Origin of the sequence: Corynebacterium gottingense (genome assembly GCF_007559235.1) — a bacterium.
GTDB lineage: Bacteria > Actinomycetota > Actinomycetes > Mycobacteriales > Mycobacteriaceae > Corynebacterium > Corynebacterium gottingense.
This window is the reverse complement of sequence record NZ_VMHH01000010.1, coordinates 51110-71010: the sequence shown is the minus strand read 5'-3', so window position 1 is coordinate 71010 and position 19901 is coordinate 51110. Positions and strand designations below refer to the sequence as shown.

15 protein-coding genes, 5 pseudogenes and 1 riboswitch are annotated in these 19901 nt (G+C 61.8%); of the genes and pseudogenes, 11 read left to right on the top strand and 9 right to left on the bottom strand.

The features are described 5' to 3' along the window. Positions 1–75 (top strand): annotated as a pseudogene (locus FPH17_RS12045) (IS6 family transposase); the annotation flags it as partial. A 77-nt stretch (positions 76–152) separates the two neighbouring features. Here FPH17_RS12045 and FPH17_RS10285 read toward each other — a convergent pair. Continuing rightward, positions 153–428: pseudogene (locus FPH17_RS10285) on the bottom strand (recombinase family protein); the annotation flags it as partial. 125 nt (positions 429–553) lie between these two features. Between FPH17_RS10285 and FPH17_RS10280 the strand changes: the two are divergent. Together FPH17_RS10280 and FPH17_RS10275 are read left to right on the top strand one after the other, a co-directional pair. Then, positions 554–3439, top strand: a complete 2886-nt coding sequence (locus FPH17_RS10280) for a Tn3 family transposase (protein ID WP_011116984.1) — start codon at positions 554–556, stop codon at positions 3437–3439. 39 nt (positions 3440–3478) lie between these two features. Continuing rightward, positions 3479–4369: pseudogene (locus tag FPH17_RS10275) on the top strand (IS481-like element IS5564 family transposase); the annotation flags it as partial. Position 4370: 1 nt separating this feature from the next. Here FPH17_RS10275 and FPH17_RS10270 read toward each other — a convergent pair. Beyond that, complete coding sequence (locus FPH17_RS10270; protein ID WP_095548574.1) at positions 4371–5219, bottom strand: S1 family peptidase; 849 nt, start codon at positions 5217–5219, stop codon at positions 4371–4373. A gap of 116 nt (positions 5220–5335) precedes the next feature. Between FPH17_RS10270 and FPH17_RS10265 the strand changes: the two genes are divergently transcribed. Genes FPH17_RS10265 through FPH17_RS10255 form a run of 3 tightly spaced genes read left to right on the top strand, consistent with a single transcriptional unit; the run spans position 5336 to position 8196 of the window. Further along, the gene (locus FPH17_RS10265; RefSeq protein WP_154880355.1) at positions 5336–6550 is read left to right on the top strand and encodes an amidohydrolase; all 1215 of its coding nucleotides are present in this window, start codon (positions 5336–5338) and stop codon (positions 6548–6550) included. Positions 6551–6572: 22 nt separating this feature from the next. Continuing rightward, positions 6573–7787 carry a DUF418 domain-containing protein gene (locus FPH17_RS10260; RefSeq protein WP_154880353.1) on the top strand — a complete coding sequence of 405 codons (1215 nt, stop codon included), beginning with the start codon at positions 6573–6575 and terminating at the stop codon, positions 7785–7787. Further along, positions 7762–8196: a GNAT family N-acetyltransferase gene (locus FPH17_RS10255; RefSeq protein ID WP_154880351.1), complete on the top strand. Its 435-nt coding sequence runs from the start codon at positions 7762–7764 to the stop codon at positions 8194–8196. The genes FPH17_RS10260 and FPH17_RS10255 overlap by 26 nt, the downstream gene beginning before the upstream one ends. On the opposite strand, the gene FPH17_RS10250 is transcribed toward FPH17_RS10255, so the two are convergent. Next, positions 8193–9476, bottom strand: coding sequence for an HNH endonuclease signature motif containing protein (locus FPH17_RS10250; RefSeq protein WP_154880349.1), 1284 nt, complete (start codon positions 9474–9476; stop codon positions 8193–8195). The two genes, FPH17_RS10255 and FPH17_RS10250, sit on opposite strands and share 4 nt — an antisense overlap. Positions 9477–9772: 296 nt before the next feature. Next, on the bottom strand, positions 9773–11545 hold the full coding sequence (locus tag FPH17_RS10245) for a BCCT family transporter (RefSeq protein WP_167496816.1): 1773 nt from the start codon (positions 11543–11545) through the stop codon (positions 9773–9775). Positions 11546–11769: 224 nt separating this feature from the next. Between FPH17_RS10245 and FPH17_RS10240 the strand changes: the two genes are divergently transcribed. The 3 genes from FPH17_RS10240 (at position 11770) to thiC (ending at position 14896) form a co-directional block, all read left to right on the top strand. Continuing rightward, the gene (locus tag FPH17_RS10240) at positions 11770–12714 is read left to right on the top strand and encodes a cation diffusion facilitator family transporter (RefSeq protein ID WP_154880345.1); all 945 of its coding nucleotides are present in this window, start codon (positions 11770–11772) and stop codon (positions 12712–12714) included. A gap of 44 nt (positions 12715–12758) precedes the next feature. Next, complete coding sequence (locus FPH17_RS10235) at positions 12759–12995, top strand: hypothetical protein (protein WP_154880343.1); 237 nt, start codon at positions 12759–12761, stop codon at positions 12993–12995. A gap of 18 nt (positions 12996–13013) precedes the next feature. Continuing rightward, positions 13014–13126, top strand: a riboswitch (TPP riboswitch). After that, on the top strand, positions 13124–14896 hold the full coding sequence (gene thiC, locus FPH17_RS10230) for a phosphomethylpyrimidine synthase ThiC (RefSeq protein ID WP_154880341.1): 1773 nt from the start codon (positions 13124–13126) through the stop codon (positions 14894–14896). It overlaps the preceding riboswitch by 3 nt. Here the strand turns inward: thiC and FPH17_RS10225 are convergent. From FPH17_RS10225 to FPH17_RS12260, 4 genes are all read right to left on the bottom strand, one after another. Further along, positions 14893–16314: a purine-cytosine permease family protein gene (locus tag FPH17_RS10225; RefSeq protein ID WP_154880339.1), complete on the bottom strand. Its 1422-nt coding sequence runs from the start codon at positions 16312–16314 to the stop codon at positions 14893–14895. The two genes, thiC and FPH17_RS10225, sit on opposite strands and share 4 nt — an antisense overlap. Positions 16315–16384: 70 nt before the next feature. Then, positions 16385–16546 (bottom strand): hypothetical protein, encoded by a 162-nt coding sequence (locus tag FPH17_RS11955; protein WP_158221641.1) that lies wholly within the window; start codon positions 16544–16546, stop codon positions 16385–16387. A 152-nt stretch (positions 16547–16698) separates the two neighbouring features. Beyond that, a complete protein-coding gene (locus FPH17_RS10220) occupies positions 16699–16992 on the bottom strand; it encodes a hypothetical protein (protein WP_154880337.1) in 294 nt (97 codons plus the stop codon). 50 nt (positions 16993–17042) lie between these two features. Continuing rightward, positions 17043–17249: a DUF6973 domain-containing protein gene (locus FPH17_RS12260; protein ID WP_414437221.1), complete on the bottom strand. Its 207-nt coding sequence runs from the start codon at positions 17247–17249 to the stop codon at positions 17043–17045. Between the two features lies 1 nt (position 17250). Here FPH17_RS12260 and FPH17_RS10215 point away from each other — a divergent pair. Together FPH17_RS10215 and FPH17_RS10210 are read left to right on the top strand one after the other, a co-directional pair. Then, positions 17251–18478: pseudogene (locus FPH17_RS10215) on the top strand (IS3 family transposase). A gap of 58 nt (positions 18479–18536) precedes the next feature. Next, positions 18537–19592, top strand: a complete 1056-nt coding sequence (locus FPH17_RS10210; RefSeq protein WP_154880335.1) for an alpha/beta fold hydrolase — start codon at positions 18537–18539, stop codon at positions 19590–19592. A gap of 43 nt (positions 19593–19635) precedes the next feature. Here FPH17_RS10210 and FPH17_RS12255 read toward each other — a convergent pair. Next, a pseudogene (locus FPH17_RS12255) lies at positions 19636–19899 on the bottom strand (IS1634 family transposase); the annotation flags it as partial. Positions 19900–19901 lie beyond the last annotated feature (2 nt).

Genomic DNA, 19901 nt, shown 5'->3' with positions numbered 1-19901 from the left:
GGCCAGGCCTCAGCATTTTATTATGGTGATCCCCTGGGCGAAATGCGCCTGGTAAGCAGAGTTTTTGAAATGTAAGGCCTTTGAATAAGACAAAAGGCTGCCTCATCGCTAACTTTGCAACAGTGCCTCTGAGCGCCCTTTCCAGTCAGAACCCGCAGGCCGATCTTGCGGTCTGACAGCTCCTTCACCGTGTTGACCAGATGGGCAAGCGATCGTCCGAGGCGATCGAGCTTCCAGACCACCAGCACATCGCCGTCACGCAATGACTTGAGGCAGGCAGTCAAGCCAGGGCGATCATCACGACCGCCGGAAGCAAGATCATCATAGATATTGTCCCGTTCGACACCTGCGGCGCGCAAGGCGTCGTGCTGCAGGTCGAGAGACTGCGAGCCATCGGCTTTGGAGACGCGGGCATATCCGATCAGCATGTATCACAAACGTTGGTTTGAGGCGGCGCTTCGGCCACGATTGCATTGACCTCTGGAAATGTATCTCAACCAGCTTCATAAACAAAGCGTCTTGAACGCTATCAGATTTTGAAAAAGGAACATGTATGCCGCGTCGCGTCACTCTAACCGATCGGCAGAAAGACGCGCTGTTGCGCTTGCCGACTTCACAGACGGATTTGCTCAAGCACTATACGCTGAGTGATGAAGACTTTGGGCATATCAGGCTGCGTCGGCGCGCTCACAACAGGTTCGGCTTCGCCCTGCAATTGTGTGTCCTGCGCTATCCCGGCCGGGTGCTGGCTCCAGGCGAACTGATCCCTGCAGAGGTCATCGAATTTATCGGAGCGCAGCTTGGCCTGGGTGCCGACGATCTCGTAGACTATGCTGCCCGCGAGGAAACACGGCACGAGCATCTTGCCGAGTTACGGGGGCTCTACGGCTTCCGCACCTTCTCCGGACGTGGTGCGAGCGAGCTGAAGGAATGGTTGTTCCGAGAAGCCGAGATGGCGGTGTCGAACGAGGATATCGCCCGTCGCTTCGTAGCCGAGTGCCGACGCACCCGCACTGTCCTTCCCGCGACATCCACGATCGAGCGGCTTTGTGCCGCGGCTCTCGTCGATGCCGAGCGACGCATCGAGACGAGGATCGCCAGTCGGCTGCCTATGTCGATCCGAGAACAGTTGCTGGCATTGCTCGAGGAGACGGCTGATGATCGGGTGACCCGTTTTGTGTGGCTGCGCCAGTTCGAGCCTGGCTCGAACTCTTCGTCGGCCAACCGGCTGCTCGACCGGCTCGAATATCTGCAACGCGTCGATCTCCCCGAGGATCTGCTTGCCGGCGTTCCTGCCCATCGGGTGACTCGTCTGCGCAGGCAGGGTGAACGGTATTATGCCGACGGCATGCGCGATCTCCCGGAGGACAGGCGGCTTGCGATCTTGGCTGTTTGCGTCTCGGAATGGCAGGCGATGTTGGCCGACGCAGTGGTCGAAACCCACGACCGGATCGTCGGCCGTCTCTACCGTGCTTCGGAGCGTATTTGCCATGCAAAAGTCGCAGACGAAGCGGGGGTGGTGCGTGACACCCTGAAATCCTTCGCCGAGATCGGGGGCGCCCTGGTCGATGCACAGGATGATGGCCAGCCGCTGGGCGATGTCATCGCGAGTGGGTCAGGGTGGGACGGCTTAAAAACCCTTGTTGCAATGGCAACCAGGCTGACCGCCACCATGGCCGACGATCCGCTCAATCATGTGCTCGACGGTTATCACCGCTTCCGCCGATACGCTCCACGCATGTTGCGCCTGCTCGATCTGCGAGCTGCGCCCGTTGCACTGCCGCTTCTGGAAGCGGTGACGGCCCTTCGTACCGGTTTGAACGATGCCGCGATGACCAGCTTCTTGCGGCCCAGCTCGAAATGGCATCGCCACCTTCGGGCCCAGAGGGCTGGCGACGCTCGCCTATGGGAGATCGCGGTGCTGTTCCATCTGCGCGATGCGTTCCGCTCCGGAGATGTCTGGCTTACTAGGTCCCGGCGCTATGGCGATCTGAAACACGCACTCGTTCCGGCACAAGCCATCGCGGAAGGCGGTCGTCTCGCTGTGCCATTGCGGCCGGAGGAATGGCTGGCAGACCGGCAAGCTCGCCTCGACATGCGGTTGCGCGAGCTTGGCCGTGCCGCTCGCGCAGGCACGATCCCGGGCGGGTCGATTGAAAACGGCGTTCTGCATATCGAGAAACTCGAAGCCGCCGCGCCGACAGGCGCCGAAGATCTGGTGCTCGATCTCTACAAGCAGATCCCGCCCACGCGCATCACCGATCTCCTGCTGGAGGTGGATGCGGCGACCGGCTTCACCGAAGCGTTCACCCATCTGCGCACAGGAGCACCCTGCGCTGACCGGATCGGGCTAATGAACGTTATCTTGGCGGAAGGGATCAACCTCGGCTTGCGCAAAATGGCGGATGCGACAAACACCCACACCTTCTGGGAATTGATCCGCATTGGACGGTGGCATGTCGAGGGCGAAGCCTATGACCGGGCGCTGGCCATGGTGGTCGAGGCACAGGCAGCGTTACCCATGGCCCGGTTCTGGGGCATGGGCACGTCGGCTTCGAGCGACGGACAGTTCTTCGTCGCTACAGAGCAAGGTGAGGCCATGAACCTGGTCAACGCGAAATATGGCAATACCCCGGGCCTGAAAGCCTATAGCCACGTCTCCGACCAATATGCGCCGTTCGCAACCCAGGTGATTCCTGCAACGGCAAGCGAAGCGCCTTACATCCTCGATGGCCTGCTGATGAACGATGCTGGACGCCATATCCGCGAGCAGTTCACCGACACGGGCGGCTTCACCGATCACGTCTTTGCCGCATGTGCCATTCTCGGCTACCGGTTCGCTCCGCGCATCCGCGACCTGCCATCCAAACGGCTCTACGCGTTCAATCCGTCGGCCGCCCCGGCGCACCTGCGAGCGTTGATCGGCGGAAAGGTCAACCAAGCCATGATCGAGCGCAATTGGCCCGACATCCTGCGCATCGCCGCCACCATTGCTGCCGGGACCGTCGCGCCAAGCCAGATTCTGCGGAAACTCGCCTCCTATCCGCGGCAGAACGAGCTCGCGACAGCCCTGCGGGAAGTCGGTCGCGTCGAGCGCACCCTGTTCATGATCGACTGGATTCTGGATGCCGAACTCCAACGGCGTGCCCAGATCGGGCTCAACAAAGGCGAAGCTCATCATGCGCTGAAGCGGGCAATCAGCTTCCACCGCCGCGGTGAAATCCGCGACCGTTCCGCCGAAGGCCAGCATTACCGCATCGCCGGCATGAATCTGCTCGCCGCCATCATCATCTTCTGGAACACCATGAAGCTCGGCGAGGTCGTTGCAAACCAGAAACGCGATGGAAAGCTGCTATCGCCCGATCTCTTGGCCCATGTTTCGCCGCTCGGATGGGAACACATCAATCTCACCGGAGAATATCGCTGGCCAAAGCCTTAGCGTAGGATTCCGCCCCCTCCCGCAAACGACCCCAAGATGTTCATGGTCTCCCCGATCACTGCCCGGAAATGGGCAGGCCGCTACCGGGAAGAGGGTGAGTTTGGGATGCAGGATCGCTCCAGCAAGCCGCACCGGATCCCAGGCAGGACGCCCGAGCATGTCAAGAAGAAGATCATCAACCTGCGCTGGCGGCTTCGACTGGGGCCAGCCCAGATCGCTGCGCGACTTGGTCTCTCGACGTCGACTGTTCACGCGGTCCTCGTCCGTTGCCGCGTGAACCGCCTCTCGCATATCGATCGTGTCACTGGCGAGCCATTGCGGCGATATGAGCATCCTCATCCGGGATCGTTGATTCATGTCGATGTCACGAAGTTCGGCAACATCCCCGACGGCGGTGGACATCGTTACGTAGGTCGGCAGCAAGGCGCACGGAACAAGCTCGCGACTCCGGGATTACCACGAGGAAAAGATCACAAGCCGCGCACCGGGACGGCGTTCGTTCACACAGTCATCGACGACCACTCCCGCGTCGCATACGCAGAAATCTGGTCGGATGAGCAGGCGAGCACAGCGGTGGGAGTTCTCGAACGCGCCGTGGCCTGGTTCGCCGAACGAGGCGTGACCGTCGAGCGAGTCCTATCCGACAACGGGTCGGCATACAGATCCCACGCATGGAGGGACTTCTGCGCTCGGCTCGGCATCCGACACAAGCGGACACGCCCCTACCGGCCGCAGACGAACGGGAAGATCGAGCGATTCCACCGCACGCTCGGGGACGGCTGGGCCTATGCCAGGTTTTACGGTTCAGAGGCCGAACGACGCCTGGCGCTGCCCGGCTGGCTCCACTTCTACAACCACCACCGACACCACTCTGCGATTGGCGGCGTACCCTTCGACCGACTCAACAACGTCCCTGGACATCACAGCTAGGTTACGGCAGGCGGAACCCGTTGTTCAGGTCCGCCAGGATCGCGTCCATGCGGGCGGCGCTGGTGGGCGCGTAGATCGGCCCCTGCAGCGGGGTGGTGCACTGCACGTCGAACGGCGCGGGGAACAGGCCACCGTTGATCATGCCGACGAGGCGGTCGTCCGTGTACAGGGGCGCGCCGGAGTCGCCCTGCATCGCGCAGACCTGGTTCACGTTCTGCACGTTCCAGTCCGACCAGGTGATCCCACAGGTCTCGCCGGAGGCCACGCCCTTCTTGCACACGTTTTTGCCCGGCTTCACCGGCGCGGAGCCGAGGTGGTTGATGGTCACGCCGTCGTAGGAGCGGGTGACTTCGGCGTTGGAGCCGAGCTCGATGAGCGCGTAGTCCAGGCGCTCGTTGACCTTGACGATGTTGCCGGAGTGGCCCACCTGCCAGGAGTCCGCCGAGGAGACCGGGTCTCCGACCTTGCCGCAGTGCCCCGCGGTCAGGGCGTACTTGTTGCCGTGCTCGCCGTAGCCGGCGACCGCGACGGTGCACATGACCTCGTTGTCGCCCTCGCCCACGTAGATGGGGGTGCCAGGGCCGTATAGGGAGTTGCCGCGCTGCAGGGCCTCGTTGGACTCGCGCGGGATGCGCGGTGCGTCGTGGAACGAGCCGGGCACGCGGTGCAGGACGTAGTCCGCAAGCGGCTTGCCGGCCAGCACCTTTGAAATCGGGTCGTTGTGCCAGGTGTAGTTCGGGTCGATCGGCGCCGGCTGCGGTGCAGGCGCTTCACCAGCGTTCGCGGGCGCAGCAGGCAGCGCGGCGACGGCAAACGCGGTGATCAGGGCGGCGATACGACGACGAATCATGGGCATTCTTCCTACATAGACCACAACAGCAACTCCCGTATACATTGCCATGTTTTTGCCCCAATTTCCTCATTTACCACATCAAAGGTGGGATGTCCCCGGGCTAGCATGTCCCCATGACGATTTCTTTTGCACTCACTGGACCGTTTGCACCATTCGAGTCCGATCTGGACGCCACCCGCGGCGAGCGCGAAGCGCTGTACAAGTGGTTCCACCGGCACCCCGAACTCGCCCTGGAAGAGCACCAGACGAGCGCCCGCATCGGCGAGGAGCTGGAAGCGGCCGGCTTCACCGTCGTGCCGGTGGGCGCCACCGGCAAGGTGGGCATCCTCACCAACGGCGAAGGTCCGACCGTGTGCTTCCGCGCCGACTTCGACGCCCTGCCGCTCTCGGAGGAGACCGGCCTGGAGTACTCGGCCGACCCCGCGCTCGGCGCCGCCCACGCCTGTGGGCACGATATGCACACGGCGGCCTTGCTCGCGGCGTCGACAATGCTTGCGCAGCACACTGACGCCTGGTCGGGCACGCTCCTCGCGCTGTTCCAGCCCGGCGAGGAAACCGGCGCCGGCGCGCGGGACATGGTGGAGCACGGCCTGGCGGAGAAGGTGCCGACCCCGGACGTGGTGCTGGGCCAGCACGTCGGCCCGATGATTCCCGGCTACGGGATGGGCGCGCTCGCCGGGCCGGTGTGTTCCACGTGCGTGCAGACCAAAATCACCATCCACGGCACCGGCGCGCACGGCTCGATGCCGGAGAAGGGGGTGGACCCCGTGGTCATCGCGGCGCACGTGATCACCCGCCTGCAGACCATTGTGTCGCGCGAGATCGCCCCGCAGGAAATGGGCGTGGTGACGGTGGGCGCGATCCACGCCGGCGAATCCCCGAACACGATCCCCGCCACCGCCGAGCTATCCGTGAGCACCCGCGCGTTCACCACCGAGGTCAGCGACCGCCTGAACAGCGCCATCCGGCGCATCGTCCGCGCCGAGTGCGCGGCGGCGGGCGCGACCACGGAACCGACGTTTGAGATTGTCGGCGGGGCGCCGGAGTTCTCCAACGACGAGGCCACCGCCGAGCAGGTGATGGCCGCGTTCCGCGAGCAGTTCGGCGATGTGGTCGGCGACTTCGGCCGGCTGTGCGGTTCCGAGGACTTCCCCACCATTGCCAATGCCTTTGGCGCGCCGTACTTCTACTGGTTTGTGGGCAGCAGCTCGGACATCAACTCCGCCCCGTCCAACCACTCCCCCTTCTTTGCGCCTGACCTGCAGCCCACGCTCGACCAGGCCACCCGCGCCATCCTCGTCTCGGTCTCGCCCTGGCTGATGCGGTAAGCAGCTGGTAAAAGTGAGGCCCATGCAACGACTACTCGTCCCCGACCTTGCCCGCGGCACAGCACTGCTCGGCATCGCTCTCGCCAACGGCTCGCTATTTTGGATGATCAATCAGCACTCGCAGCCGGAGTCAGGCCCCGGGTGGAGTGTCGGCGGGGTGCAAGAGGGCTCGCTTATCGACGCCGCGTTGGCCCTCTTCGCCGCCCTCTTCGTCCACTCCCGCGGCCTGCCCATGTTTGCCACGCTGCTTGGCTTCGGCTTCGGGCTTGTCGTCTCCAGCCTGTACCGGAAGCAGTACCCGGTTGGCGAGGCACGAAAGATCCTGGCCCGGCGCTACGGCGCGCTCGCGCTTTTTGGCCTGGCGCACATGTTCCTGGTGTTCTTCGGCGACATCATGACAATGTACGGCTTCGTCGGCCTGCTACTTTCGGTGATGTTCACGCTGTCCACCAAGTCGCTGCGGATCATCTCGTACTCGTGCCTGGGCCTCTACATCCTTTTCACTTCATTCATTGGCGTATCAGCGGCGTTAATCCCTGAGGTGGCTAAGGAGATGGGTGGGAACAATGTGCTCAATGAAGAATTTGGGAGTTTTGGCACCTACTTCACCAACAACCTCGCCAACGCGGCAGAAATGCTGCTGTCCACCCCGTTTATCCTGCTTGAGCTTGTACCCTTGGCCACCATCGGCTATGTGTGGGCGAAGGAAGGCGTGCTGGTCAACACCAAGCAGCACGCACGCACGCTGTGGACGTGGACGATCCTGGCCGGGGTCATCATGTTGGCCATCGGTCTGCCCTGGGGGCTGGCCGCCATTGGCGTGCTCAATCCCGAGTTGGAGTCGAGCCTGCACCTGCTCAACTCGTCGTGGGGTTCCTTGACCGGCCCGGGGATCCTCGCGGCACTCGCGCTCGTTACTTCCCGGTTAAATAACACAGCGTCTGCCTGGACGTACCCACTGGTCGCGCTTGGCAAGCGTTCGATGTCCGGCTACCTGGCGCAGACCTTTTTCTTTCTCGCATTGGTGTACCCGTTTAGCCTGGGACTTGGCCAGGACTGGACCATCAGCGGCAAACTCGCACTCAGCGCCTGCGTGTGGCTTGCGACCGTGCTACTCGCCACCGCACTCGAAGCTGCTGGAAAGCAGGGCCCGTTTGAATGGGCACACCGCCACGTCTCCTACGGCAAGGCAGGAAGGATTGAACCGCACCGTGATCGTGCTGAAATCGCTGGATGAGATGACCCCACGCGAGGTCCACACGCTATACAAGCTCCGCGTTGACGTCTTCGTCGCCGAGCAGGATTGTCCGTACAACGAGATCGACGACCAGGACGCCGACCCGGACACCAGACACATTCTGGCGCTCACCGACGACGGCGAGCTCGCCAGCTGCGCCCGGGTGTTCCCCACCGAGACCGGCTCGCGCTTCGGCAGGTTCGTCGTCGCCCCGGCGCACCGCGGCACCGGCCTCGGCCCCGAGATCGTACGCACCGGGATTGAGTACACCACCCGCTGGCCGGGCGACCTGATCATCGAGGCCCAAGCCGGCCTGGTCGGCTACTATTCCCGCTTCGGACTCGTCGCGGAGGGCGACGAGTTCCTCGACACCGGCATCCCGCACCGCAGGATGCGCCTGGCGCGCTAAGCGCTCCCCTGGTTGAACTCGCGCAGGGTCAGGGACGTGTCGCTGCGCAGCGGCGCCTGATAGCTTTCCGCCACGAACCTGCTCCCATCCCGAAACACGAAGTGCAAGTCGGGGCCGTCCTCCAGGATGCGAATCCACTCCTCCGAGACCATCGCATGGCACGACGAGCACAGCGGCAGCAGATTGTGCAGGTCCGTGGCGCCTCCGTCCGCCCAGTCGTGAACGTGGTGGACCTGAATGAACCTCGTATGGTCGCACCCGGGCATGGCGCAGCGCCCGCCCCACATGGTCATCAGCGCGTTGAGCTGCCCGTCCGTGGCCAGCCTCGACGCCCTCGACGTGTTGAGAATCAGGCCGTCCTTGTCCACCGTGTTCACGCGCACCATGGCGTTCGCCACGGCGTGCGCCACGCTTGCCGACGCCGCCGCGCCCCCAACCGGCAAATAGGCCCCGCCGTCAACCGTGGTCACGATGTTGACGTGCGCACCCGGGGCACGTAGCGGGTTCTTCGGGCGCGAGCGCACGACATTCACCATCCCCATGAACGCAGCGAGCATCACCTTGCCCGTAGGCATCCCGATCCCGGACGAGGTGGGCAGGTCCTCCAGCTCCTCCTCGACCGCGTCCCGGTTGACCGCATCCTGCAGGTCAACGTCGTGGTAGGCCAGTTCCCCGATCTTCAGCGCGGCCGCTACCTGCGCGCCTTCCATCGGGCTGAGGTCGGCCCACAGTCCGAAGCGTCCGTTCTTGCGCTCCGCAATCCGCACGTACGAGGACCGTGTCGGGGCATCCTCGCCGTCGTCCCTGTCCAGCAGCGCAAGCTCCGCCTCCAGCTCGTGGTAGCCGTGTTTCCGTGCCATCTCCACGAGCGTCGACTCGTCGTTCTTCTTCAGGTACGGGAGGAGCAGGCGCACCTTGGAGTAGTTCACTGCGCCTTCTTGGAATGCTTCCGCGAGCAGGTGGTACGTGGTCAGCTCACGAGCGACGCGCACATACTCGTGCGCTGTGGTCTGCGAGATCCCCAGCCGCCGCACCAGCCACCCCGCGGTCGTCCTCGCCCCGCATCGACGAGCCAGCCGCAGCGAATCAAAGATGCCAATCTGGTGCAGCAATTGCGCTTTACAGGTGGTGATCCTGCCAAACGTGTCCTCGATTCGGGAAGCGAGCTCCGCGATCGCGTCGTCGTCGCCCGGAGAATGTTCGAAATCTTGCGCAGTATCGTCCACACTTTCGTCTGCGGTAGGTGGCTTTGGTGTGGCATCGGTGGTCGTGATCGTCATGGCACAGGCCCCTTTCGGGAGGTGGGATGGTCGAGGTTTTGGTTGTATGCAACACGGTAGCACCCCACCCGAACACGCCGTTTACCTGCTGTTATGTGCTATAACAACCGGAGATGTGGGCGTCGAGAAGCTGTCCCCAGCTCGGCAGACTCACAGAAACTACGCAATGCGCAGTTTCCTCAGCATATGTTCGAATGCGCGGCGGGACCCAAACTCCTGTTCCCCACTCACGACACGAAAAAGGCTGAGAAAACTACGCATTGCGCAGTTTTCTCAGCCTTCGGCGCCGATCGCGCCTACTTCGGGTCCTCCTGCTCTACCCAGTTGACCTTGGAACCGGCCTTCGGCTCGCCGTCTCCGGAGACCTGCACGTCCTCGCCGAGGATGAGCGACTCTTCGAGGCGCCAGGTCCCCTCCTCCGCGTCGTACTCAAACTCGGGACGGTCGACGGGGTTACCCTCGGCGTCGTAGCCCGGCGCGGGCTTGTTCTCGCCCTCCTCGAGCTTCTCCGCGGTGTCGGTCTTCTCCCACTGGCGGGAGCGGTAGCGGCGGGCGGCGGCGGAGTCGTCCGTCATCGCCTTGACCAGCGACCACATCATGATGAAGTACGTAATAAAGAACGGGAAGGCGATGATGATCACCACCTCCTGGAGGGCTTGGATGCCGGAGTCATTGATAAACAGCAGCGCGCCGGTCACCAGGCCGACGGCGATAACCCAGCCAACCCGGTAGAACACCGGGGACTTGTTCTCCTCGCCGGTGGCAAACATGTCCACCACCAGCGCGGCGGAGTCCATAGAGGTGACAAAGTACATCACGATGACAAACAGGGCGACCGCGCCGGTCACCGCATACAGCGGGTACTCCGCCAGCAGCGAGAACAGAGCGCGCGGCGTGTCGCCGTCCTCCACCACGGGTTTGGTCAGCACACCCGGGTCTTCGGCCTCCATCTCCATCGCGGCGCGGCCGAAGATGGAGAACCAGATCAGGTCGAACACCGTCGGCAGCAGGATAGTGCCGCCGATGAACTCACGGACGGTGCGGCCGCGCGAGATGCGTGCGAAGAACATGCCCACGAACGGGGACCAGCAGATCGTCCAGGCCCAGTAGAAGGCGGTCCAGGTGGCGTGCCAGCCCGGGTTGTCGTTGTAGGAGTCCACCCAGAACATCAGCTCGGGCAGCGAGTTGCCGTAGATGCCAAAAGACTCCGTGATCTGCCCCATCAGCGCCAGCGTCGGGCCGGAGACGAGCACGAAGAGCATGAGGAAGATCGTCGCGCCGATGTTCAGGTTGGACAGGAACTTCACGCCCTTGTCCAGGCCGGTGGCCACGGACAGGCACGCCGCGATGGTGATGAACAGGATGATGCCCAGCTGCACCGGCGTAATGAGCGGCACGCCCCACAGGATGTTGAGGCCAGCGGAGATCTGCAGGACACCAAGGCCCACAGAGACGCCGAGGCCGAAGATGGTACCGATGATCCCCAGGGCGTCGAGAAGCTTGCCCGGCGTCTCGTAAACCCGACCGCCGAGCAGCGGAGCGAACATCGACGACATGCGCGCCGGCATCTTGCGCTTGTACACGAAGTACCCGATGGCCAGGCCGGGCAGGGTGAAGATCACCCACATGTGGATGCCAAAGTGGTAGTACGTGAACTCGAAGGCCTGCACGATCGCCTCGCGGCTCATCGGTTCCATATCGCCGCGCGGCGGGTTGTACGCGTGGTTCAGCGGCTCCGCGGCGCCCCAGAACATGAGCGTCGCGCCCATGCCGGCGGCGAAGAGCATGGCGAACCAGACTGGGTAGCTGTATTCGGGCTCGTCTTCGTCGTCGCCAAGCCGCATGTTGCCAAAGCGGGAGACGAAAATGACGATGAGGAAGATGAACACCGCGGAGATGCCGCCGATGTACATCCAGGAGAAATTGTCCATCAGGAACCCGGAGATCGAGCTGTAGAGCTGGCGGGCGCGATCACCGAACGCCAGCGTCGCCGCCACGAAGACGACGATGAAGCCGAGCGATGCCCCGAAGATCACCGGATCAGTTTGAAGGCCACGCTTGCGTGCCATGGTGTTTTCCAATCGTTGGGAACTCAAATCGGTGACCATTGTAGGGCACTTGCTTATCGCCGCCCTGCTACACTCTCTCTCCGTTGAAGGGGAGTAGCCCGCAATCGGTTGTTCGACATACTGGCGCACGCGCCCGGGCAACCGGCTCCGGTTTGGAGTGAGCGAGACCTTCGGACCGTTGCACGCACGGCGCCGAAGCGCCCCAATTGTGGGAGGACACTCGCATGCCTGAATTGCCCCCTTCACTCCAAAAAGAGCAAAAGATCCTGGAACGCTTCATGTGGCTTTCCATCGCGGTATCCCTGCTCACCATCATGCTCAAGATGGTCGCTGCCTGGGTCACCGGCTCCGTCGGCTTCATGTCGGACGCGATCGAGACCGTGATCAACTTCGTGGCCGCCGTCGTCGGCCTGTGGGCGCTCAAGCTGTCCGCGAAGCCGGCGGACGCGAACCACAACTTCGGGCACTCCAAGGCTGAATATTTTTCCGCCCAGGTGGAGGGCTCGCTCATCCTCGTCGCGGCCGTGGCCATCATCTACACCGGCGTGGAACGGCTGATCACTCCGCAGCCGGTGGAGCAGCTCGGCGTGGGATTACTGTTCTCCGTCATCGCCGCCGTGCTCAACGCCGCCGCCGGGTACGCGCTCGTCCGCGGCGGGAAGCGCTACCGCTCGGCGACCCTGGAGGCGGACGGGAAACACCTGCTCACGGACGTGTGGACCACCGTGGGCGTGATTGTCGGCATGGCGCTCGTGGCGCTGACCGGCTGGCAGGTCCTCGACCCGATCGTCGCGCTGCTGGTTGGCGCAAACATCCTCCTCACTGGCTACAAGCTCCTGCGCAGCGCCATCCTGAGCCTGCTCTCGGAGGCCCTGCCGGAAGAGGAGCTGGCCAAGGTCAATAGTTTCCTAGACACGTTTGCCGAGGACAACGGGGTTGCGTTTACCTCAGTGCGCACCGCTGCATTTGGTCGCGAGCGGCTCATTAGCCTGGTCATGCAGGTGCCGGGCGAGTGGACGGTGTCGTACGCGCACGCCCACGCCGACGAGATCGAAGCCGGCATTGCAAATGCCCTCGGCGCAGCCGAGACGATCGTGCACGTCGAGCCGTTTGGCTACACCACTCGAACGGGTCCCATTTTTGGAGATTCGCTGATAAACAGCAGGTAAGACGGGTCTTCTGAGGTGTGAACACATTAAAAGGAAGGTCAATCATGTGGGTCACACAAACCATGGATGCCTACCCGCACGGCACGCACTGCCGTGGATACGTTGTTGGCTTCTACAACCCCGGTGGCGGGTGGTGCGATGCACCGCTTCCACCCGAAAACGTGGGCCTCGCACCCCGCAACGCGGACGAGGACCCGAGCGATCCGGATTTCCGCTACCTCTACTCGAAGGATGACGCAGTTCGGTACGTGAACTACCTCAATGGCGGAGCAGTCCTGTAAGCCGCTACACTCGATGACGCAATCTCACACGGGCGCCCCAAGGTAGGGGCTGAGATCGCGCTACATGCCGCGCGGGCACCGTCCGAACCTGTCCGGTTAGCACCGGCGAAGGAAGTTGAAGGAGTGTCATGACTGACGCCTACGCTCAAGAAATCCACCGCAAGCACAGCTACGCACCGCTGCGTAAGAACGGCCTCGAGGTCCCGGAGACCGCGGTCCAGTTGGATGACTCCCCCACCGGCCCGAACGAGCCTGTAAAGCTCTACCGCACCCGCGGCCCCTGGGCCGAGCCGGAAGAGGGCCTGCCCGCGCTGCGCAGCGAGTGGATCGCCGCCCGCGGTGACGTTGCGGAGTACGAAGGACGCCAGCGCAATTTGCTTGACGACGGCACCCGGGCCGCCAAGCGCGGTGCCGCCTCCGAGGAGTGGCGAGGCGCCAGGCGCGCGCCGCTGCGCGCAAAGGAAGGCAAGCGCGTCACGCAGATGGCCTACGCCCGCCGCGGGGAGATCACCCCGGAGATGGAGTTCGTGGCGCTGCGCGAGCACTGCGACGTGGAGAAGGTCCGCGAGCAAGTCGCCGCAGGCAAGGCGATCATTCCGAACAACATTAATCACCCGGAGAGCGAGCCGATGATCATCGGCAACGCGTTTTTGACCAAGATCAACGCCAACATTGGCAACTCCGCGGTCACCTCGTCCATCCGCGAGGAGGTGGACAAGCTGCGCTGGGCCACCCGCTGGGGTGCCGACACAGTGATGGACCTGTCCACGGGCAATGATATTCACACCACCCGCGAGTGGATCCTGCGCAACTCCCCCGTCCCGATCGGCACCGTCCCGATCTACCAGGCGCTGGAGAAGGTCAATGGTGTGGCCGAGGACCTGACCTGGGAGATCTTCCGCGACACGGTCATCGAGCAGTGCGAGCAGGGCGTGGATTACATGACCATCCACGCCGGCGTGCGTCTCCCCTTCGTGCCGCTGACCTCGAAGCGCGTGACCGGCATCGTTTCCCGCGGCGGGTCGATCATGGCCGGCTGGTGCCTGGCGCACCACAAGGAGAGCTTCCTCTACGAGAACTTCGACGAGCTCTGCGAGATCTTCGCTCAGTACGACGTCGCCTTCTCGCTTGGCGACGGCCTCCGCCCCGGTTCCATCGCCGACGCCAACGACGCCGCCCAATTCGCCGAGCTCAAGACCATCGGCGAGCTATGCAAGCGCGCCTGGGACTACGACGTCCAGGTCATGATCGAGGGCCCGGGCCACGTGCCCCTGAACAAGATCCAGCTCAACAACGAGAAGGAAGAAGAGTGGTGCGGCGGCGCCCCCTTCTACACGCTTGGCCCCCTGGTCACCGACATCGCGCCCGGTTACGACCACATCACCTCCGCAATCGGCGCGGCAAACATCGCCGCCGGCGGCACCGCGATGCTCTGCTACGTCACCCCGAAGGAGCACCTCGGCCTACCCAACAAGGACGACGTGAAGACCGGCGTGATCACCTACAAGGTCGCCGCGCACGCCGCCGACGTGGCAAAGGGCCACCCGGGCGCGAGCGACTGGGACGACGCGATGAGCAAGGCCCGCTTCGAGTTCCGCTGGGAGGACCAGTTCGCGCTCTCCCTGGACCCGGACACCGCGCAGGCCTACCACGACGAGACCCTGCCTGCCGAGCCCGCGAAGACCGCGCACTTCTGCTCCATGTGCGGCCCGAAGTTCTGCTCCATGCGCATCTCTCAGGACATCCGCGACGAATTCGGCGACAAGATCGACGCCGTCCTGGACGCTGACACGCAGCAGACCATCCAAAACCTCGGCATCCCGACGCTCGCGGTCGGCGAGGAGCAGATGGCGGAGAAGTTCCGGGAGGAAGGCTCCCAGGTCTACCTGCGCGCGGACTAGCGCTCCTGCGCGCGCACTCGCCCGCGGCGCACCACCCACGCCGCGACCAGCGAGAACACCAGCGCCACAAGCACGCCCAGGTTCGCATCAGCCCACTGCTCCCCCACCAGGGGGAGCAGGTATCCCTGCCAGTTATTCCACGCCGCCTCCTCCGCGAACGCGTTGGCCACCAGCCCCCACCCCAGGATCGAAGCAATCGTCAGAATGCTTATCGACGCCACATCCACCCCGCCGTAACGCCCCGCTGGATCGTAGAGCGCGGCCTCGTCGTAGTCCTGCTTCCGGCTATAAATGTCCGCGATGAGGATGCCCGCCCAGCTCGCCAGCGGCACGCCCAGGGTAATGAGGAACGACTGGAACGGGCCGAGGAAGTCCTGGGCGAAGAAGACGACCCAAATCGTGCCGACGGTCAGGATCACGCCGTCGACCGCCGCGGCCGCCGGGCGCGGAATGTTGATGCCAAGCGTGAGCAGCGTCAGGCCCGACGAGTAGATACCGAGCACCGCGCCGGATACGAGGGCCAGCACCGCCGTGATCAGGAACGGGACCAGCACCCAGGTGGGCAAGATGACGGCGAGTGCGCCGATGGGGTCCTGCGCGATGGCGTCGGCAAGCGATGCATCCGAGCCCGCGAGCAGGAGGCCGAAGACGATGAGCACCACCGTGGCGACGGAACCGCCGAACGTGTTCCAGAAGATGATCGCGCCGTCGGAGGTGTCGCGGCGCTGGTAGCGCGACCAGTCTGCGGCGATGTTGATCCAGCCCAGGCCGAAGCCGGTCATCGCCATCACGAGCGCACCAACCACGGCGCTTGCGGGCCCGGCCGGAATAGCGCGGATGGCGTCCAGGTCGATGTGCGGGATGGCGAGCACCGCGTAGATGATGGTGACCGCGCCGGTGAGCCAAGTGAGCACGGACTGCATCCGAATGATGGTGTGGTAGCCGAGGACAGAAGCCGCCACGATAAGGGCCGCGACGATGACGGTGGCGATGACGGTGACAGCCGTGCCCGGGTCCGCACCGAGCTGCCGCAGCACGGTGTTCGTAGCAAGCACCGCCATGATGGAAAGGAACGTCTCCCACCCGATGGAGGTGAGCCAGGAGATGATGCCGGGCACCTTCTGTCCGTGCACGCCGAACGCGGCACGCGAGAGGACCATCGTTGGCGCGGAGCCTCGCTTGCCCGCAACCGCGATAAGACCGCAGAGGAAAAACGAGAATGTCACCCCGACTGCGGTGACGAGAGCCGCCTGCCAGAACGAGATGCCGAACCAAAGGATGAACGAGCCGTACGAGATACCGAAGACGGAAATATTTGCCGCGAACCACGGCCAAAAGAGGTCGGAGGGTTTCGCGGTGCGTTCAGATTCAGGGACGATGTCGATCCCGCGGGATTCTATAAGTGGTGTGTCTTCCATAGCAGCAGGTTAGCCCCACGACTCCCAACCGTGGGCCGTTTCAACGACTTATATTCCACGCAGCGGCGGGCTAGGCCGCCTTTGGCTGCGGAGCGGGTTCCGGGGCGGGTTCGCGGACCAGCTTGCCGTTCGCGTCGTAGCTGTACTCATTACCGCCGTACTTGAGGTACACGACCGTGGCGATAATGAAGATGACAATCATGGCGATGTCTGCGTAGGTCTCGATGCTCATGGTCGTGCTCTTTTCGACTCGAAGTAGCTCGTGCGGCGGAAAAGTACTGGTCTTTCCCTACTCACCAGCGTAGACCGGTTGTGAGGCGTTCCCCAGCGCACGGGGTGTTGGATATGTCTCACCGCGCAGCACAGCGGTTCCATATCTATAGGCTATGCGAAGTTTCCATAGCCAGAAATGGTGCTCACCCATAAAAACGCTGGTACGACGAAAGCCGTGACGAATGTGAAGGCAAAAGCACGCCATGATCGGTCGCTAAGGCGATCCTTTTTCAACATGTAGACAGATATGGCTAAAACTCCCAACACCACCAATGAAGGTAGAAGTAGCCCATAGAAGACGAAAGGTATTGGAAGCCATGTGGACAGGAGCACTCCGCCATAAAGGGTTGCGACGCCTGAGACAATTCCAAAAAGTATTCCCGGAATGATCGTTCTTTCTTTCACAACAAATTCCTTACCAATCAGTTTATCTTGATCAGACCACCGTTTTTAGCCTACGCATGACATTCATTGATGGCACCCGCTTCATCTCCTTCGTGTCGTAATCCAATGTCTCGACCAATGGCATTGTTTGTTTGATCCATGTGTGTCCCAGCTTCAGGAGAACCAGGATGGTCTATTTCGTGGGCATCGCCAATTTTTCGTGCAAAATGAAGCGTCCTGGGTTTAGTTCCTACCTCTGCTAAGGAAGGATTAGGCACTATGCCTAGAAAGTATTCCGTTGAGTTCAAGGAGAAGGCGGTCCATCAGATCATCGAAATGGTCCGACTGGAGTCTTGCTCGCTGCAACGCGCCTACACGGAGGTCGGTGAGCTGCTTGGAGTATCCCACCACACGTTGCGGGCTTGGTACCGTAACAGCGCTTCAGTACGCGATAATTCTGACGCTTCAGGCGGCGAAACAATGGAAGAAGTGCTTGGGGCGTCTGCGCCGCGAAAACCGTGAGCTGAAACGAGCAAACGGAATCCTCAAGACTGCTTCGGCTTTTTTCGCAGCGGAACTCGACCGACCCACGACCAAATGATCTCCTACATCGACGCGTACAAAGATTAGTTTGGGGCCTGGGCCATCTGCCGAGTCCTAAAACATGCAGATCGTGGATTCATTACTTCACGCGGCTACCGCAAGGTGACCACTGGTGTTCCCAGTGCAAGGGCCTTAAGCGATAGCCTGCTCATCCGAAGAGATACAGCGTGTGCATGCGGAGAATTTCTCGGTCTACGGCATCCGCAAAATGTGACATGCGATGAACCGTGAAGGCTTTCATATTGGCCGCGATAAGACTGCCCGGTTGATGAAACTCGCAGGTGTTTCCGGCCGCAGACGTGGACGAACCCCTGTGACAACGATTAACCCGAAGACACCGGATCATCGCCCGGACCTAGTGCAGCGAGACTTTCGTGCACAAGCGCCAGGCAGGCTTTGGGTTGCCGACATTACCTAAGTTCGCACCCTGTCAGGATTCGCCTTTACCGCGTTGGTTGTGGATGTATTCAGCCGAAAAATTGTTGGTGTTGCTACACGCTCGACGATGCGTACCGATGCGCTGCCGATGGAGGCTTTGGAGCATGCGTTAACGACTGCAGGGCGAATTCATGGAAACCAGCTCATTCACCATAGCGATCGGGGCAGCCAGTATGTGTCACTGAAGTATTCCACTGCGCTAGCTGAGTCGGGAATCCGCCCGAGTGTGGGAACAGCCGGCGACTCCTATGACAATGCATTGGCGGAGACCGTCAACGGTCTCTACAAGGCGGAACTCATTCATGCCCAGGGCCCGTGGACGTCGGTCGGAGAAGTCGAACTGGCCACCTTGCGGTGGGTGCATTGGTGGAACACCAAGCGGCTTCACGAAGCATTGGACTACGCCACCCCACAGGAAATAGAAACCGAGTACTATCTCACCGAGTCCATCAACACAGGGCCGTAAAAGAAGCGGAACTTAACCCAGGACGCTTCATACAGATTTATTGGTAAGGTGATAGCTCATGGCCCTGGTCGGGAAAAGGGTCCTGAAGGTGGCGGGACTTATCGTGACGGCAATCGTTGCACTTGCGGCAGCCGGTGCTGGCGGTTGGGCATGGTACACAACCACGTATCACTCGCGTCTTGTGAGATCCCTGGAAAAGGCTGGCTATCAAGAGCACCGGGTGAGCGTGGATCATGTGAAGCTCAATGTAGGGGTAAGCGAGCCAAGGGACGGTTCCCCTATTGTCCTTATCCATGGTCAAGCGAGCGGATGGCGCCAGTACGGTTACGCTTTACGTGACCTCAGCAAGGACCGCCAAGTGTATGCCATCGACGTTCCAGGGCATGGCAAGTCTGATCGCCTTGAATCTTATCGAGCGGTGGAGGTCGCAGACGTCCTATCTCGTTATATAGAGACAATTGGCCAACCCGTCGTATTAAGTGGGCATTCGTCTGGGGGTCAATTGGCCGCGTTGATTGCTGCGCGTCATCCAGAACTGGTTAGCTTCCTGGTGTTAGAAGATCCGCCGCTATTTGCCACAGAGCTGCCTGAGGCGCGCAATACGTGGAATTATCAGGACCTAGCTGTCAGCACTCATGAGTTCTTGTCTTCAGGAGAGACCGACTGGCAGGCTTATCAGTGGCGCAACCAAAAAATGTGGCAATACTTTGGGGACTCTGCTCAGGGGTTCATCGGTGATGGACTCGCATATCACTCTCGGCATCCGGGCGCCCCGATAGCTCTGTGGACCATGCCTCCCGAGATGAATGAGGCACAGGTGTACATCATGGATTATGACCCAGCGTTTGGTGATGCCTTCTTTACGGGTCTCTGGAACGAAGGGTTTGATCAAGAAGCAACACTTGCGGCGATTCAAGCGCCAGTTACCTATATTCATTGTCAAGCGCGATACGACGGGGAAGTCCTTCAAGCTGCGGCCAGTGATGAGGACGCCGCCAGGGCCATGGATTCTCTTCCCGCCGGTGCCGTTAAAGTCGAGGCTGACTCGGGCCACAACTTCCATGTAGAAAAGCGCAAGGAGTTCGTAGAAATTCTGCTGGCCGGCGTAGGTTAATCCGCGTGCGCTTCTCCTGAGTTGGATCATTTTGGTGCGGAAGTCAGGGTTCGGTGATGGCGTGGACGAGGTTTTGCACTTCGGCTGGTAGTGGCGTGGCCGCGTGGATTGTTGTGTCTTCGACTCTGAGTTCAAAACTGCGATACTTTTTGAAAGTTCGCACGAGTCGTTTAATGCTTCGTCCGGTTGCTGATTCCATCATTCGACTTACTGCGAGTGTTGCCATGACGATATTGAGGTGCGCATTAATCGGGCCCTCGGTTCGGGCATAAATTGGTCGCGCCTTGAGATCGGATTTCGACATCCGAT

Coding starts and splice junctions, on each gene's coding strand:
- FPH17_RS10280 (WP_011116984.1), top strand. CDS start 554: ATGCCGCGTCGCGTCACTCTAACCGATCGGCAGAAAGACGCGCTGTTG.
- FPH17_RS10270 (WP_095548574.1), bottom strand. CDS start 5,219: ATGATTCGTCGTCGTATCGCCGCCCTGATCACCGCGTTTGCCGTCGCC.
- FPH17_RS10265 (WP_154880355.1), top strand. CDS start 5,336: ATGACGATTTCTTTTGCACTCACTGGACCGTTTGCACCATTCGAGTCC.
- FPH17_RS10260 (WP_154880353.1), top strand. CDS start 6,573: ATGCAACGACTACTCGTCCCCGACCTTGCCCGCGGCACAGCACTGCTC.
- FPH17_RS10250 (WP_154880349.1), bottom strand. CDS start 9,476: ATGACGATCACGACCACCGATGCCACACCAAAGCCACCTACCGCAGAC.
- FPH17_RS10245 (WP_167496816.1), bottom strand. CDS start 11,545: ATGGCACGCAAGCGTGGCCTTCAAACTGATCCGGTGATCTTCGGGGCA.
- FPH17_RS10240 (WP_154880345.1), top strand. CDS start 11,770: ATGCCTGAATTGCCCCCTTCACTCCAAAAAGAGCAAAAGATCCTGGAA.
- FPH17_RS10235 (WP_154880343.1), top strand. CDS start 12,759: ATGTGGGTCACACAAACCATGGATGCCTACCCGCACGGCACGCACTGC.
- thiC (WP_154880341.1), top strand. CDS start 13,124: ATGACTGACGCCTACGCTCAAGAAATCCACCGCAAGCACAGCTACGCA.
- FPH17_RS10225 (WP_154880339.1), bottom strand. CDS start 16,314: ATGGAAGACACACCACTTATAGAATCCCGCGGGATCGACATCGTCCCT.
- FPH17_RS11955 (WP_158221641.1), bottom strand. CDS start 16,546: ATGAGCATCGAGACCTACGCAGACATCGCCATGATTGTCATCTTCATT.
- FPH17_RS10210 (WP_154880335.1), top strand. CDS start 18,537: ATGGCCCTGGTCGGGAAAAGGGTCCTGAAGGTGGCGGGACTTATCGTG.